The sequence below is a fragment of the Halovenus halobia genome (genome assembly GCF_051414135.1).
Classification (GTDB): Archaea; Halobacteriota; Halobacteria; order Halobacteriales; family Haloarculaceae; genus Halovenus; species Halovenus halobia.
The window spans coordinates 1-14846 of record NZ_JBLKOA010000012.1; the positions used below are offsets into that span (position 1 = coordinate 1).

The following is a 14846-nucleotide window of genomic DNA, read 5'->3' on the forward strand; positions in this document are numbered from 1 at the left end:
GGATTTAGATGAGCTGCTGCTGTGGGCGTCACGAAATCCAAATCCACACAGAGATCGGTTACGTGAGCAGGTTGAACGAGGTGAGTTCGGCTTTGACCGCCACTAAACTAGAACGAATGCCTTCGGGACAAACACTCGGTCAAAGAGGCACTGAGCGCACTCGAAGGCCACAGCGACTCTCTGATTTTCCATCTCGCCGCCCAAGCCCACGTCGGCGAGTCGTGGGATCGACCTTACGAGACGGTCGATACGAACGTCAACGGCACACTGAACCTTCTCCAATCCATCGTCGACCTCGACCTCGACATCGCCAAGTTCGATACCGCCGGCACGAGCGAAGAGTATGGCAACGTCAAAGAAGAGATGCAGGACAAACACGAGTTCGAGGAAGACGGGCGCGTCCTTCTCAGCGAACGCTCACCGGTCAATCCGACGAGCGTCTACGCGACCTCGAAACTCGCGGCTGATTTCTTGACGATGAACTACAATGACGCCTACGGCCTCCCAACCGTCACCACGCGGATGTTCAACAACTACGGGCCACGGCAGAATCCCCGTTACATCACGGGAACAATCATCACCCAGGCGCTCGAACGTGATATCGTCGAACTTGGCAACCTCACACCAAAGCGTGATATGTGCTACGTCGAAGACGGCGTCCGGGGCCATCTCCACGTTGCACTCGAAGGAACCCCGGGCGAACAGTACGTCTACGGCTACGGCGAGAACATCTCGATGCAGGAGTGGGCAGATACGATTCTCGAAGTTGGCTCCGAACACGGCTACTGGGACCACGCCGAAATCGTCCAAGACGAGGACCGATTCCGCCCGGGAGACAGCGACGTCGAGGAACTGCTGGTCGGGTACGAGAAACTGCACGAGGAGACCGGCTGGGAGCCTGAAGTGTCCTGGCGCGAAGGAATTCGCCGAACAATCGACTGGTACGCGAACAACAAGCAGAGCTGGTACGGTCGGGTTGACTGGCGATGAGCGAGCACAGCGAGTTCTGGGACGACCGAACAGTGATGGTCACCGGCGGGGCGGGCTTTCTCGGCAGTCATCTCGTCGAAGACCTGCAATCCCGGTCAGAAAGTGTGGATATCTTCATTCCTCGAAGCGAGGAATACGACCTACGAGAAAAATCGGACATCAAACGTGCTTTCGAGGATTCCGGGGCAGATACCGTCATCCACCTCGCAGCGTCTGTTGGCGGCATCGGTGCCAACCGAGAAAATCCGGGTCGATACTTCTACGATAACGCGATTATGGGTATCGAATTGCTGGAGCAGGCCAGACAGTATGGCGTCGAAAAGTTCACGATCCTCGGAACAATCTGTGCGTACCCGAAACACACGCCAGTGCCGTTCAGTGAAGAAGACCTCTTCGACGGCTATCCCGAGGAGACCAACGCACCGTACGGAATCGCGAAGAAGGCGCTGCTCACACAGTCTCGCGCGTATCGAAAACAATACAATTTCGACAGCATCTATCTCCTCCCAGTCAACCTCTACGGCCCACGGGACGATTTCGATCTGGAAACCTCACACGTCATCCCGGCTATCATCAGGAAGTGTCTCGAAGCGCGTGACCGCGGTGACGAGTCAATCACGGCGTGGGGAACTGGCGAACCGACACGAGAGTTCCTCTACGTGAAAGACGCCGCAGAAGGCATTCTCGACGCCACAGAACGATACGACTCCTCTGACCCGGTGAATCTGGGGAGCGGCGAGGAGATTTCGATTCGAGAACTCGTCGAGACAATTGCCGACGAGACCGGATTCGAGGGCGATATCGAGTGGGACACCTCGAAACCCGACGGACAACCTCGTCGACGATTAGATACGACACGCGCCAAAGAACGATTTGGGTGGGAAGCCTCCACCGAATTCCGTGACGGCCTCCGCGAGACAATCCAGTGGTACGAACAGCACCGCGACGAGCTCCATGAGTGAGTGGATTCCCGAGGAAGAATGGACCACAATCGTCCGGAACGTCCCCATTGTCTCTGTCGACTTACTTGTCCGCACCGACGGCGGAATCGTGCTGGGTAAACGAACCAACGAACCAGCGAAGGGAGAGTGGTTCATTCCCGGTGGTCGTGTGTACAAAGGCGAGACGAGAACAGAAGCTGTTCACCGGATCGCTACAGAAGAGATGGGTGTCAAAGTAGAGATACTCGAATCGCTCGGAGCCTTCGAGCATATCTACGACACAGCAGAGACCGACGGTGTGGACAGCAAACACTATCTTGCGAATGGATACGTGGTTGAGCCAAAATCAACCGACGTCCGTCCGAACGAGCAACACGCTGACTTCCAGATACTCCAACCAGAGTCGATAGACCTCCACCCGAACATAGCGGCCTACCTCAAGAAAGCAGAAACGATTGAGTGAAGCAAGACTGCTGCAGTAAGCATGTAGTGGACTACTCAGTGGGTGAAGCGCAGTCTCGCAACGCCAACTCGCCAAACAGTGTTCCTGAGCCTGCCGAGACGGCGACGACTTTGTCTAAGCGGCCACCTCCTCGAAACCCACACAAAAGACCTATGTACTTACTCACATTCTGAGTAACCATGAGCATCATCGTCACAGGTGGCGACGGCTATCTCGGTTGGCCAACCGCACTCAGAATCGCGTCACGAACAGACGACCGCGTCGTCCTCGTCGACAACTTCGCCCGCCGCGAGTGGGTCGAAGAGGTCGGCAGCGTCAGTGCAACGCCCGTCGCAGACATCGACGAGCGACTCGCCGCCGCCGAAGAGGTTCACGACCTCGACAACCTCTCGTTCGTCGAGGCAGACCTCACCGACCGTGCCGAAGTGGACAAACTCCTGCAGGTCCACGAACCACACACAGTCATCCACACGGCGGCCCAGCCGTCTGCGCCGTACTCCCAGATCAACGGCGAGCGGGCAAACTACACCCAACACAACAACCTCCAAGCGACACGCAACCTGCTCTTTGGGCTGCACGAAAACGACATGGCCGACACGCACTTCGTCGAGACCACCACCACAGGCGTCTACGGTGCGCCGGAGTTCCCCATCCCAGAGGGTGGTGCGACAATGGAAAACGACGGCGAACGTGACGAAGTCCCCTTCCCGGCAATGGCGGGGAGCTGGTATCACCTCACGAAGAGCCACAATGCCGCGAACATGCGACTGGCTCACCAGCAGTTCGATATCCCAATCAGCGACGTGCGGACGGCAATCGTCTACGGGACGGAAACTGAGGAAACCCGTGCAGACGAGCGCCTGAACACTCGGTTCGACTTCGATTACTACTTCGGGACGGTTGCACACCGGTTTTGCGCACAGGCAGTCGCCGGCTACCCCGTGACAGTCTACGGCAAGGGCGAGCAGCGCAAACCGTTCGTCTCGCTCGAAGATTCTGTCGAAGGCCTTGCACAGCTGGCACTCACCGATCCAGACGACCGGCCGGACGACCACGTCGTCTACAACCAGGTCACACGGGCGATTAGCATCGTCGAAATCGCCAACACAATCGCAGACGTCGGGGCCGAACACGACCTTGACGTCGCTGTCGAGCACTTCGAGAATCCACGAGACGAAGACGAGGAGCACAAGATGGAAATCGAAAACGACCGCTACGAAACGCTCATCGACGGTCAGTCACAGTCGTTCGAGGCTGCGGTCTCGGATATCTTCGAGACGCTACTCCGGTACGACGGTCGTGTAAAGGCACACGAGGACCGGTTCCTTCCAGGTGTGCTTGAGGACTGAATAGAGACACATGGACGAGCAGACAGTTCTGGTCACAGGAGGATGTGGGTACATTGGGAGCGCGCTCGTGCCACAGTTACAGGACGCTGACAGCGTCGACACGGTTGTCGTGTTCGATTCACTGACGGGTGGTTCGCCGCGAAATCTCATGGGTGCAGATGTCGGCGACAGCTTGGAGTTCAGACAGGGCGACGTGCGAAACTACGGCGAGGTCGAAAGCGCACTGCGTGATACCGACGCTGTCATTCACCTCGCTGCAATAACGGGCGCTGCAAGTACCCACGACCGCCGCGAAGAGACGTTCGCTGTCAACCTTGAAGGGACGCGAAACGTGCTCACTGCGGCTGAAAAGCTCGGCGTCGAAACCGTAACGTTCGCGTCGTCGTGCAACAATTACGGCCGCGCACCACACGAAAACGTTGACGAAACCACCGAGCCACACCCGATCAACCCCTACGCCGAATCGAAGTTAAAGTTACAAGGCGAGGAATTGCTCGCGGAGTTCGACGGCAACGCCACTGCGCTTCGCCTCAGCACGAACTACGGCTACGCAGAAGGCATTCGGTTCAACCTCGTCGTGAACACCTTCGTGTTTCGAGCACTTACGAATCGGCCACTGACGGTCTACGGCGACGGGTCGAACTGGCGGCCGTTCATGCACGTCAACGACGCAGCACGCGCATTCACACAGGCAACACTCGATCCAGAATCCTGGCCCGAACTGATCTACAACGTCGGCGCAAACAGTGAGAACTACCGAATTAGCGAAATCGCCGAAATCGTCCACGAAGAAGTTGGAACAGAAGTCGACATCACATACCTCGAAGACGAACACCCTGGTCCCTCGTATCACGTGAATTTTGACCGAGTCAAATCGACCGGGTATCAACCGGAGTATACGCTCCGGGAAGGAGTCAGAGAACTTGCAACAGCATTTACAGACGGACCACTGAGAACGAAACAATGACAACAGAGAACGCATCACCGACGGTTGCAGTCACAGGCGCCGCAGGCTATATCGGCAGTCGTGTCGTCTACAAACTCCAAGAGGAACATCCAGATTGGGAAGTCATTGCACTCGACAACTTCTATCTCGGAACGGTCAGAGAGATTGGAGACGTAACCGTCCAACACGTGGACATCCGTAATCGCGACCGGCTTGAGGAGGCACTCAGTGGTGCAGATATCGTGATGCACCTGGCGGCAATCAGCGGCGTTGACGACTGCGAACAACAGTCAGACCTCGCCTTCGAGGTCAACGTCCAAGGAACCGAAAACGTCGCCTGGTTCTGTCGGAAAACAGGTGCCGCGCTCGCGTTCCCGTTCAGTATGGCCGTGTTAGGAGACCCAGCAGAATTCCCGATTACGGCCGACCTGCCCCGGGACCCGCTGAACTGGTACGGACGGACGAAGCTCCTGAGTGAGCAGTCGATTCGTACGTACGCGGAGGGTGCATTCCCGGCACATCTATTCCTCATCTCGAACCTCTACGGCGAGCATACCATCGGAACGACACCGGTGAGTAAGGGGACAGTCATCAACTTCTTCGTCAATCGAGTGTTCTCCGATGAGCCGTTGACGGTCTACGAGCCGGGGACACAATCGCGGAATTACATCCACGTCAAAGACGTTGCAAATGCGTACCTGCGGAGTGCCGAGCAACTCGTAACCCAACTTGAGCGTGGTGAGACAGGCGCGCAGGCATACGAAATCGCAAGTGAGGAAGACCCGAGTGTACAGGCAGTCGGTGAACTTGTCCAGTGGATTGCAAAGGAGGAAGCAAATATTGAAACGGAGGTGAAACTGGTCGAGAATCCACGAAGCGCCGAGACGCTCGTCGACCAGTTCACTGTCGATACGAGTCGCACAAGATCAGAGCTCGGCTGGGAGCCAACCCGGACTGTTGAGGAGACAATCAGAGACCTAATTCGGAAGCGAAGCAACGAGTGAAGCAGTCACCACTAGTTACAGGTCGACGACATCGTCGATATCAGCGCTTTCGTATTGCCAGACAAGGTCGAAATATCGCTTGAGACCGGCCACGAACGAACCGTTTTCTGTGACGGCAGCCTGACGCATGTGGAGTGGAACATCTTTCTCTTCGACGAGAACAATCGCGATTCCAGTCTCGTAATCCATACTTGGGTCCGCGAGCGTGCCACGCCACGGCAGCGGTTGCTCGCTAAATCGAATGCCGACAGACGGGAACGAACTCCGCAACTCTCGAAGAACCTCCCGTTGAATCTCGGCATTGTGCTCGGAGAGATGAGTCGGATGAAGAAACAGCATTTCGATATTGACGCCACGGTCGGTGGCTGCGGTAAGTGCTGGCCGAATACTCTCGAAGTATTCGAGGCTTTTCGTCATTACATTCAGCGTATCCTGAGCGTTACGGTAGATGGTCCGCGTCTCGGCCTCGCTGGGTTCGCCTACGTCGACGACATGAAACAGCTCTTCAGTCGGTGACAGGTCCTCGCTTGCCGCTTGATAGGTAGACTCGTATGTGTCGAGAAAAACATCGCGTATATCGTCAAGCTCTGCGCGGAATGACTCGAATTGCTGCTGGCGGTTCTCAACTGCACGGTCAAGGATTTCCTCGGGTGGCTTTGGCTGGAACTCCTTCGGTCGGCCGGGAATGACCTTGATGAACCCGCGATCAGCCAACTCGTCAAGCACGTCGTAGATGCGCGCATTTGGAATTCCGGTTGCTTCTGCGAGGTTCGGGGCCGTTGAGCGTCCATGCGTGAGCAATCCTTTGAGCGCGGTGGTCTCGTATTCCCCAAGCCCAAGATAGTCAAAGAGCGTGTCAGCATCCGACCTATCGTTCATACCTCGCATAATGTCCTGTCCGCTATTTAAACGCCGGTGAGTGGATCGTCCGGCAGTAGGATTTAAATACTCCCGGAACAGTTTGTTTACTAAGATACTGAGTAACTATGGAACGTGACAAAACAGAATCAGAACACCTGTCTGAAATTGAAGACGGTGACGGCTGTGCAGAGATTTGGGAAAAACTGAGCGAGTCGCGTAATAGCTCAGATTAAGCGGCCAGAAATCGACGGCTTCGCGGGCGGGACAATAAGCAGAGTAAGAACGCCGGCAACGAATTTGAGCACTCTATCGTACGTTGAGTTTCGGAGAGGATGACTGGGATATGACCATCACTGAGAGCGCAGAGAGTGGCGCACGCTTCGAGGTTCGCGTCGTAGGATGCGTTCGGCTGGTCAAGAGGAACTCCCCGAAGTGACCCCCACAGACTGAGATGCTGGGCTGACCAGACTGCTGAGAGCGCAACCACTAAATCCACGCTCCGGTATCGCTGTAGTAATGACAGACCCCGAGCGTGTCGAGCAAGCGACGCGCTCGTTTCTCGCAGACTGTCCCGAGCACGAGGAGACACTCAAAGAACTCCACGACCACGAACAGGACGCAGGCTCGTGGGCGTTCGCGGATACCGACCTCGATTCGGGAACGTTCGGCAAACTCGTCTCCAGAGAATTCGTCGAAAACGCGCCGGACGGGAACTACCGCTTCGCCGACAGCGCGGCCGTCGGGGCTGCGCTCCACGAGCCAGAAGAAGACACGTCGACGACTGGATACAACACGTGCCAGAGAACGGTTTGGGTGGGAAGCCTCCACCGAATTCCGTGACGGCCTCCGTGAGACAATCCAGTGGTACGAACAGCACAGAGACGAACTCCATGAGTGAGTGGATTCCCGACGACGAGTGGGCGACAATCGTCCGGAACGTTCCCATCGTCTCGGTTGATCTGCTCGTTCGCGTCGACGGTGGACTTTTGCTCGGCAAGCGAACGAACGAGCCCGCCAAAGGTGAGTGGTTCATTCCCGGCGGTCGAGTCCACAAAGGAGAGACAAGAACAGATGCGGTCACTCGTATAGCGAAAGATGAACTTGGTGTCGACGTGGAGATTGTCGAGTCACTCGGTGCGTTCGAACACATCTACGAAACGTCAGAACTTGATAACGTGGAGACAAAACACTATCTCGCGAATGGGTACGTCGTTACCCCTGCTACAGACCAATTTCAGCCTGACGGTCAGCACGCGGACTTTCGTGTGTTCAATTCAATTCCTGACTCACTCCACACGTATGTTCGGGCCTACGTGGACCAGGCAGAGTCAGTTAATTTCGACGAGAGTTTGTAACCACTCTCTGGAACGCTTACCGACAGTTTGGAGCGTAATTGAACTCTGTTGATACTCAAACAGCTAGCAGACAAGCGGTGATTCACCACTGATTTTGGAAAACTCACGCCGAGTAATACCACGTCTCAGTGTGTTGACATCGGTGTATCGGCTTTAATCCAAAGAGCCAACTAAGCACTAGCCCTCAGTCGACGGACTGTATGACCGAACAGCAATCTCGGCCAGGCAAGAGCGATGTGTCCGTGTGGTCGGACGAGAACGCGTACCGAGCCGTCCACTGACAATCGCTTCTGCGACCCCAAGCATCGGCGTGTGGACGACGGCGGGCGCCCAACCAACACAGTACAACCGAGGGACACGCCACTCAGCCACCTCGACACAGCGCGATGCGCACGCAAAGACGATGTCAGTTGCAGCGATGACATCGCCACACGAAGTACATCGTACTACGCCAGAGTCATCACTGACGACGATGCCAGTGAGAATCTGTTCGATTGTCGACGACACCACTCGTTTGTCGCTACAAGCACTCACTGAATCGTCCGACGAACCGGCACATTCACACGTCATCGGTCAACCAACTCCGTGGCAAGAGAGCAAATTTTATTCTCGACCACGCTACTCAACGGCTGACGCTGCGCGGCGCAGTAGGCCATGATCGCCTCCCGATCTTCCTGTTCAAGTGTCACCGACACACTCGGAATCTGGAGGTACTCGCTGTACTGGATGCCATGTTGGGTGCGACGGTGAACCGACTGGAATGGTAATTCCGCCTCTTCCATTGCGAGGTCAACGAACTCCAGTGCGGTCGATATTTCATACTCAACAGCGTTTGCTGCCGTCCCGACGGTGCGTTCGGTTGAGACATCTGTAGCTTGCATCCGTCGTCCGAGTTGTGCAGCAACCCGCCAGGAGAGCCCCTTGTAGCGACGAACATCTTCGTTGTAATGCCGGAGTGCCTGCCACGATTGGGCATCACCCTCAGGGCCGTCACAGAACAGCGGATGGACAATCTCTGGAAGGGAAAGGGCATCCAGATACCGGCGGACAGATTGTGAACTCTGAGTCGTCCGATCGGCAACGCGACGAGCAGTTGCTCGCTGTGAATCAGCCTCCGCACCCAACTCAACAGCCAGCGACTGGCAATACTGCGCCCAGTCATACGAACTACACTCACGGACGATACTAGCTGACTGCGTTGCCGAAAGGGCTGCTAACGGCGTTTCGCAGATACGAACGGGTAGTTACTCCCAACGAGACTCGTCGCAGCCTGATACCGCTGCCAGCCGTCGGTGACGTAATCCAATCGAGAACGAAGATCAATTCCTCCGTGGCCTTATCATCAATCCAGATCATAATGATAAAAAAGCTCAGGCTGTAAATTTTCGAATTGTGTCGCAGGAGCAATAATGTCGGAAATTGTTTGACTGCGGTAGCTTTAGCAATATAGAGTTGTGTAGGTAATACTAACAGTTGCAAGTAGCACAAATGGGACGAAGGTAGTACGTGTGTCTCAGAAGGGTCAGGCCACGATCCCGAAGGGACTGCGAGAGAAGTTCGGGATTGAGACGCCAGACGAGGTATTTGTCTACGAGGAGCAGGGCCGTATCGTCATTAAGCCGGTTCCATCGCCGGATGAGCTACATGGTTTCCACGCTGGCGAGCATAAACGCGGTGAAGTGCTGGAGCGGGTTCGTGAGATGAAAGATGAAGAAAGACTCAAAAGAGAGGAGCAAGCTGAACGGCTACGTCCGTCCAAGGACGAATGAGTGGCGGCTACGTCTTCGATGCTGAAGCGATCATCGCCTTCCTGTACAACGAACCCGGCCACGAGGTCGTCGCTGATTGTCTTAACGAGGTCTTCACTGGCGACACCGACGGATTCTTTACCGAGACTAATGCGAGTGAAGTGTTCTACCTCGTTGCTCGGTTCGAAGGCGTCGATGACGTTCCGAGAGACGCCTCGCTGCGGGAAGCAGACCGAGACGTTCGTACTCTTGAACGGCAGGGGTTGGAACTCGAAACGGCGGACTGATGATTGGCAGCAAAACTAAAAGCCGATGGGAACATCTCACTTGCCGATGCATAGGCTGTTGCGCTCGCCCACGATTGTGACGCGACGCTCGTCGCCGGAGCTGACGATGGTGAGCACGCGAACGTGCCAGTACAGATCTACTACGATCACGAATCGCCTTGGGAGCGTTGACAGAACCGCGGTGCCCCAGACCTGACACCCAGAAATCAACTTCGCTCTGCACACCTACCACGGTCTAGCAGTCAAACCAGGAGTCCACCGACAGGTTCTGCCGTCGTCGGGCTGTGATCGACTGCTTGAGGCATCTCCGGTCCCCCTCCATTCACGGTGGAGAAGGTGAATATTGAGTATTTCTAATGAAGGAGATTATGAATACGTGGCAGGACGGTAGAATATGCTTCCAACACGGATTTCCAGACCCCGAAGATAGTTGCAACTGTCGCAAATGACAGAATGGCCCAGAGTACACGCAACGAGACCGAGGTCATCTCTATGGATGGGCCATATGGCGTCAGCGCAACTGCAAGCGACACGAAGACGCCGAACGCAAGGAATTGATCACCGATCCTGAAAAATTGATTATCACGACTTTTCGGAAGGACCCAGAGGAGCGGCTTTAGAAGCCGCTGTGGCAGGATTTTCGCCCGGTATTTGGTAGTATCAGACTGAGCATGATCAAATTCAACAGTCTCATCCCGGTAGACTGGGGCTGGATCCCTATTACGCGGTAAATATATTCGATACCCCCCTGTTCGCTTGTTGGCCTCAATCAGATCTAGCTCGTCTAGATAATTTATACTCTGTAGATACGTGTCATTAGTGTGTTCGTCATGTAATTGGCTAATATCTCGCCGTGAGACTGAGCGCTTTCCCTCGCGTTCCAAGGCAAATTGAATGATTGCAAGGGTCACCCCAGGATATAATTTAGAGCCATTTTTCTGCTGAAAATATTCGATTGGCCCCGGGAGTCGAACATCTGCCCACTCTGGGATGCAATTGTATTCATCAACGTCATTTGGGTTTCTCAGATCTATTAACGTTGTGTCGAGTGCCATTTTGTCATAGCAGAGGAATCGGAGGTATAGTTCTGGTGGGGGTGACCAGTGATACGCGGGTGAAAATACTATAGAGCGTAATGTATGACAAATTATACATAATTAATTTATTAATACTGGCGGGAGTGTGAGGACGGTATATAAATGTTACCTACACTCGAAGACCATCGACTCCAAATGACGCATATAATTGCCTCTCGCAAAGGTGTCGGTGAGGTGATCAGGACGGAGCATCATGCCAGACCACTCAAGAACTGAAGGATAGGACAACAACTGCCACAACCGAAAAACAATGAGTAACACACAATCCAAAAACAACGAACGAAATCCGCTGGAAGTACCACAACAGTTCGCAAACGAACTGCGTAAGTCCCTCTCAGTGGATAATGAATCGTCCCACAGCCACCTGTCGGTCGATGACCTCCATGGGTTCGCGTGTAAAAGTGCAGGCAACTCGGACAGCGACAAACAGGGGAATCTAATCATCGTCGGCAGGTCAACGCAACTCCGGCTCTTGGCCGTTGCGCTGCGACCCACCGAACTGTGTCGAGTGTACGACATCATGTATCTTCAGCGAGATAACGCGTCGCTGCACCAGTACCAACCGGCGCCAGCGTGGGCAGGCCAGGATTCGCAGCAGACGTATCGGCGTGCACTCGAGATCTACGTAGACGAAGAACGGGACCTTGGAGCAGACGGGAAGAGTCCGTTCGAGCAGTTTCACTCGCGATTCTGCAGGTGGTATAGTAACCTCATGGACAGTCCGGCTCCAGACAGAAGCAACATAGAAGCATTGTTGCCGCTGGAGACGACGAAGGTCGCCCGAGATGATGGATCTGTAGAGAAACAGGTGATCTGGTCCAAACGATAACAACCACCATTTAATCCCAGGTCTCCAGTAACTCCGAAACTACTTGCGACCAGACCAGCCCTCTCTGGTGCCACAGATGACCGGATACGCTGCACAACGGAACGTGAACCACGAGGTCTACGACTGCGCGCCGAGGGTTTTCAAGATCAGGAACATGCGACTGAGATGCGGGAGTTTCGTCGAGACCGCGACGATACAGAAGCAACGGTCGCACAAGAAGCCCTACAGCCGCCAATGCACGCACAGTGACAGGTACACGCGAACGATATGCTTTTGTGACAATACGCCGTTATCACAAGTATGGGCGTGACTGATGGGTTCTCGCGGCTGATCACAATGGTCAAGGAGTCGCTGTGTCACGACGAGGAAGTCGAGTTTACCGTACTATTTGGCTCGCAGGTCGCTGGCGAGCCCCGTTCAGCATCCGATCTCGACGTTGCAGTCAAGTTCACTGATGACCTCTCTTCTCACGAGCGGTTTCAGAAACGGTGCTTTCTCGCCGGGAACCTCCAGCAAGACAACGCCCCGTTCGTAGATCTCTCCGATATCGAAGCGCTTCCCCTCGCTGTCGCTCACGATGCCATTACCGGCGAGTTGCTTTGTGGCGACGAACAGGCATTCCGTCAATACAAGGCAGAGATCGAAGCAGCGTTCGACCAACAGCGCGAGGATATCCACCGACACCAGCGTGACGTAATCGATCGTATGGCGGAGGGTGGATTGCGTGGCTGACAAGCGGGTCGTCGCAGTCAAGCTTGAGCAAATCGAACAATACCACGGTGAGCTCAGGACCAAACAACAGTCCCTTTCGCGTGAGGAATTCCTCTCAGCGACGACCGAACAACGTGCAGTCGAGCGGATGTTCGAAAACGCTATTCAGGCGTGTGCCGACCTTGCCCAGCACATCGCTACGCAGGATTTTGCATTCGAGGGGGAGGCATCGAAAGAAGCGATCCGTGTCCTCAGCAGGAAGGGAGTAATCGAAGCGGACACAGCGGACACGCTTGTCGCCGCCGTCGGTTTCAGGAACGTTTTGGCCCACCAATACGGGAAGGTGGATTCCAAAGAAGTATATGAAACACTCCAGACCGGGTTGGAAGTCTACGACTCGTTCAGCCAGCAGGTCGCCCAGTGGGTCCGCAGTCAAAATTGAGACGGCTCCTCGCGTAGCTTCCGCTGGCTTGATGTCCTCACCATCGCCGCCTTCACTTTTCACATCTCTCTCGTCACCGTCCCCGAGACAGTCGGCGACGATCTGTGCCCATTCGCAATTGCGCCAAACCACTGGCGACACCTCGTCGCCTACTTCACCTTTGTCTGATCACTCGCCTACGCCACAACCCATTGGGAACTCCCACGAACAAAGAACGCCGCCTTCGTGATCGCTCTCGCCGCCGCCTATGACATCATCATAGAAGCAGGCCAAGCCTTCGCCCCTCACCGCACAGATTTCCTCATCTCCGACGCCATCGTCAACACCATCGACGCGAGTGCCGTCCTCGTCTGGTACCGCATCGAACCGCACATCGACTGGCACTCATCAAAAGGACTCCTCGAAACAGTCTCCTAACGACTCAGTCACTCGCTGCCTCGGTCGCGGGATCCGCACTCCCATCCTGCAACCGTTGTTCCACCCGATCCCGATCCTCATAGTGATTATTGTGGTGATTTTCAGGGTTGATCCGCCGTATCGGCTGTTCCACAGTTCGAGACGGCAAACACGCGACGCCATACGGGTAAAGACTCGTAATGATCACTATCAGGATAGCCAATGTCGAACCGCCAGCCATCCAACTGCAGCGTATCGATCGTTCGGCCGGAATCCAACAACAAATCAATCGCGTCTGACAACTCGTACTCGCCGCGATCTGATGGCCGCACCAAGTGACAGGCGTGGAAAATCGCCGGCGTAAACGTATAGAAGCCGGTCATCACCAGGTTAGATGGCGGATCGTCCGGTTTCTCGATCACGTTGACGACCTCACCATACTTGTTGGTGTCACAGACACCGTACCGAGACGCCTCGTCCCAGGGCACTTCCTCGACGAGAAACGCCGCGTCGGCTCGCTGTTCCCGATGCCGGGTGACCACATCTGCAAGGTTGCCCTGAAAGATATTGTCTCCGAGCAACAGCATGAAATCGTCATCGACGTGTTCCTCCGCAGTCAGCAATGCATGGGCGAGCCCGTTCTGTTCGCGCTGGTGGGTGTAAGTGATCGGCACGCCGCGATACTCATCCCCGTAGTGGTCAATGATATTCTCTTTAAGATAGTCCACAACCACGACGAAGCGCTCGCCCTGAGGTTAATCACCTAATCAAAACAGTGGGTCAACAGTGGCTGATCGTCGACTCCGACGATCCGCTTCGGTTTGTCGTCCGTGAGTGGGAAGCGCGTGCCCTCTCCAGCGGCTAGTACGACAGCGTCCACATTGTATATGATATTCAAAGAATTATACAGTTCTTGTGTTTCAGGACAGGGGATGCAGTACAGTTCTCTGTGAGATTACGTGGTCGACTTTTAAGTACTTCCAAAGGGGCCCAAATGAGATACACCGATCGTGACGAAGACAGCCATACAGGTGTAGATCAGTCGATGGTGACACCCATCCAGCCGGTCATCAACGACCAGTTCGCGTTGCAGTCTCCTTCACAGGGACTGTTGAGCATCGTCGACCAACTTGACGCCAGTTGGACCATGGACACATTCGATCCGCTGGATGGACGACCTGACGATCTGCCGCTTCGTAAAATACTCGATGAACAGTTCTTCTCCGATGTTGTCTCCTACCTCAACGGCGATCCAGGTATCCGCGTGATGTCGGAACACCCGTCGCTCGCGGGAAGTTGGGGTATATTCCATCTGTTCTAGTTTAGTGGAGAAATACCACGCAATCTGCTGATTGGAGACCGTCGCAACTACCTGTCTGAGAAACCCGGTGGGAGTTATGCCCTACTCACCACCGGATTCGGTGATT

The 14846-nt window shown here is 55.0% G+C and carries 18 protein-coding genes and 2 pseudogenes; 15 read left to right on the forward strand and 5 right to left on the reverse strand.

What is annotated here, in order from left to right; genetic code table 11:
• Positions 1-132: 132 nt before the first annotated feature.
• From ACMGFM_RS16495 to ACMGFM_RS16520, 6 genes and pseudogenes are all read left to right on the forward strand, one after another.
• A pseudogene (locus ACMGFM_RS16495) lies at positions 133-990 on the forward strand (GDP-mannose 4,6-dehydratase); the annotation flags it as partial.
• On the forward strand, positions 987-1952 hold the full coding sequence (locus ACMGFM_RS16500; RefSeq protein WP_436903783.1) for a GDP-L-fucose synthase family protein: 966 nt from the start codon (positions 987-989) through the stop codon (positions 1950-1952). The pseudogene ACMGFM_RS16495 and the gene ACMGFM_RS16500, both read left to right, overlap by 4 nt.
• The gene (locus ACMGFM_RS16505; protein WP_436903784.1) at positions 1945-2394 is read left to right on the forward strand and encodes a GDP-mannose mannosyl hydrolase; all 450 of its coding nucleotides are present in this window, start codon (positions 1945-1947) and stop codon (positions 2392-2394) included. Before ACMGFM_RS16500 ends, ACMGFM_RS16505 begins: the two co-directional genes overlap by 8 nt.
• 179 nt (positions 2395-2573) lie before the next feature.
• Positions 2574-3743 carry an NAD-dependent epimerase/dehydratase family protein gene (locus ACMGFM_RS16510; protein WP_436903785.1) on the forward strand — a complete coding sequence of 390 codons (1170 nt, stop codon included), beginning with the start codon at positions 2574-2576 and terminating at the stop codon, positions 3741-3743.
• A gap of 10 nt (positions 3744-3753) precedes the next feature.
• On the forward strand, positions 3754-4710 hold the full coding sequence (locus ACMGFM_RS16515) for an NAD-dependent epimerase/dehydratase family protein (protein WP_436903786.1): 957 nt from the start codon (positions 3754-3756) through the stop codon (positions 4708-4710).
• Positions 4707-5693, forward strand: coding sequence for an NAD-dependent epimerase/dehydratase family protein (locus ACMGFM_RS16520; RefSeq protein ID WP_436903787.1), 987 nt, complete (start codon positions 4707-4709; stop codon positions 5691-5693). The genes ACMGFM_RS16515 and ACMGFM_RS16520 overlap by 4 nt, the downstream gene beginning before the upstream one ends.
• 15 nt (positions 5694-5708) lie before the next feature.
• Here the strand turns inward: ACMGFM_RS16520 and ACMGFM_RS16525 are convergent, their stop codons facing one another.
• Positions 5709-6572 carry a TrmB family transcriptional regulator gene (locus tag ACMGFM_RS16525; protein WP_436903788.1) on the reverse strand — a complete coding sequence of 288 codons (864 nt, stop codon included), beginning with the start codon at positions 6570-6572 and terminating at the stop codon, positions 5709-5711.
• Positions 6573-6679: 107 nt separating this feature from the next.
• Here ACMGFM_RS16525 and ACMGFM_RS16695 point away from each other — a divergent pair, with 107 nt between their 5' ends.
• The 3 genes from ACMGFM_RS16695 to ACMGFM_RS16535 all read left to right on the forward strand — a co-directional run bounded on the left by ACMGFM_RS16695 (position 6680) and on the right by ACMGFM_RS16535 (position 7909).
• On the forward strand, positions 6680-6787 hold the full coding sequence (locus ACMGFM_RS16695) for a DUF8595 family protein (RefSeq protein WP_495849264.1): 108 nt from the start codon (positions 6680-6682) through the stop codon (positions 6785-6787).
• 283 nt (positions 6788-7070) lie between these two features.
• A complete protein-coding gene (locus ACMGFM_RS16530; RefSeq protein WP_436903789.1) occupies positions 7071-7394 on the forward strand; it encodes a hypothetical protein in 324 nt (107 codons plus the stop codon).
• A gap of 50 nt (positions 7395-7444) precedes the next feature.
• On the forward strand, positions 7445-7909 hold the full coding sequence (locus ACMGFM_RS16535) for a GDP-mannose mannosyl hydrolase (protein ID WP_436903790.1): 465 nt from the start codon (positions 7445-7447) through the stop codon (positions 7907-7909).
• A gap of 177 nt (positions 7910-8086) precedes the next feature.
• Here ACMGFM_RS16535 and ACMGFM_RS16700 read toward each other — a convergent pair whose 3' ends face one another.
• Together ACMGFM_RS16700 and ACMGFM_RS16540 are read right to left on the reverse strand one after the other, a co-directional pair.
• Positions 8087-8479: a DUF8112 family protein gene (locus ACMGFM_RS16700; protein WP_495849265.1), complete on the reverse strand. Its 393-nt coding sequence runs from the start codon at positions 8477-8479 to the stop codon at positions 8087-8089.
• Complete coding sequence (locus tag ACMGFM_RS16540) at positions 8476-9033, reverse strand: hypothetical protein (protein WP_436903791.1); 558 nt, start codon at positions 9031-9033, stop codon at positions 8476-8478. The genes ACMGFM_RS16700 and ACMGFM_RS16540 overlap by 4 nt, the downstream gene beginning before the upstream one ends.
• 384 nt (positions 9034-9417) lie before the next feature.
• On the opposite strand from ACMGFM_RS16540, the gene ACMGFM_RS16545 reads away from it, so the two are divergent.
• Positions 9418-9678 carry an AbrB/MazE/SpoVT family DNA-binding domain-containing protein gene (locus ACMGFM_RS16545; protein WP_436903792.1) on the forward strand — a complete coding sequence of 87 codons (261 nt, stop codon included), beginning with the start codon at positions 9418-9420 and terminating at the stop codon, positions 9676-9678.
• Complete coding sequence (locus tag ACMGFM_RS16550; protein WP_436903793.1) at positions 9675-9944, forward strand: PIN domain-containing protein; 270 nt, start codon at positions 9675-9677, stop codon at positions 9942-9944. Before ACMGFM_RS16545 ends, ACMGFM_RS16550 begins: the two co-directional genes overlap by 4 nt.
• Before the next feature lie 353 nt (positions 9945-10297).
• On the opposite strand, the gene ACMGFM_RS16555 is transcribed toward ACMGFM_RS16550, so the two are convergent.
• The gene (locus ACMGFM_RS16555) at positions 10298-10999 is read right to left on the reverse strand and encodes a hypothetical protein (protein WP_436903794.1); all 702 of its coding nucleotides are present in this window, start codon (positions 10997-10999) and stop codon (positions 10298-10300) included.
• A gap of 1171 nt (positions 11000-12170) precedes the next feature.
• On the opposite strand from ACMGFM_RS16555, the gene mntA reads away from it, so the two are divergent.
• The 3 genes from mntA to ACMGFM_RS16570 all read left to right on the forward strand — a co-directional run bounded on the left by mntA (position 12171) and on the right by ACMGFM_RS16570 (position 13440).
• Positions 12171-12602: a type VII toxin-antitoxin system MntA family adenylyltransferase antitoxin gene (gene mntA / locus ACMGFM_RS16560; protein ID WP_436903795.1), complete on the forward strand. Its 432-nt coding sequence runs from the start codon at positions 12171-12173 to the stop codon at positions 12600-12602.
• Positions 12595-13023 carry a type VII toxin-antitoxin system HepT family RNase toxin gene (gene hepT / locus ACMGFM_RS16565; protein ID WP_436903797.1) on the forward strand — a complete coding sequence of 143 codons (429 nt, stop codon included), beginning with the start codon at positions 12595-12597 and terminating at the stop codon, positions 13021-13023. Before mntA ends, hepT begins: the two co-directional genes overlap by 8 nt.
• Before the next feature lie 225 nt (positions 13024-13248).
• Positions 13249-13440, forward strand: coding sequence for a hypothetical protein (locus ACMGFM_RS16570; protein WP_436903798.1), 192 nt, complete (start codon positions 13249-13251; stop codon positions 13438-13440).
• 101 nt (positions 13441-13541) lie between these two features.
• Here the strand turns inward: ACMGFM_RS16570 and ACMGFM_RS16575 are convergent.
• A pseudogene (locus ACMGFM_RS16575) lies at positions 13542-14182 on the reverse strand (sugar phosphate nucleotidyltransferase).
• A 282-nt stretch (positions 14183-14464) separates the two neighbouring features.
• Here ACMGFM_RS16575 and ACMGFM_RS16580 point away from each other — a divergent pair.
• Positions 14465-14740, forward strand: a complete 276-nt coding sequence (locus ACMGFM_RS16580) for a hypothetical protein (RefSeq protein WP_436903800.1) — start codon at positions 14465-14467, stop codon at positions 14738-14740.
• Positions 14741-14846: the final 106 nt, after the last annotated feature.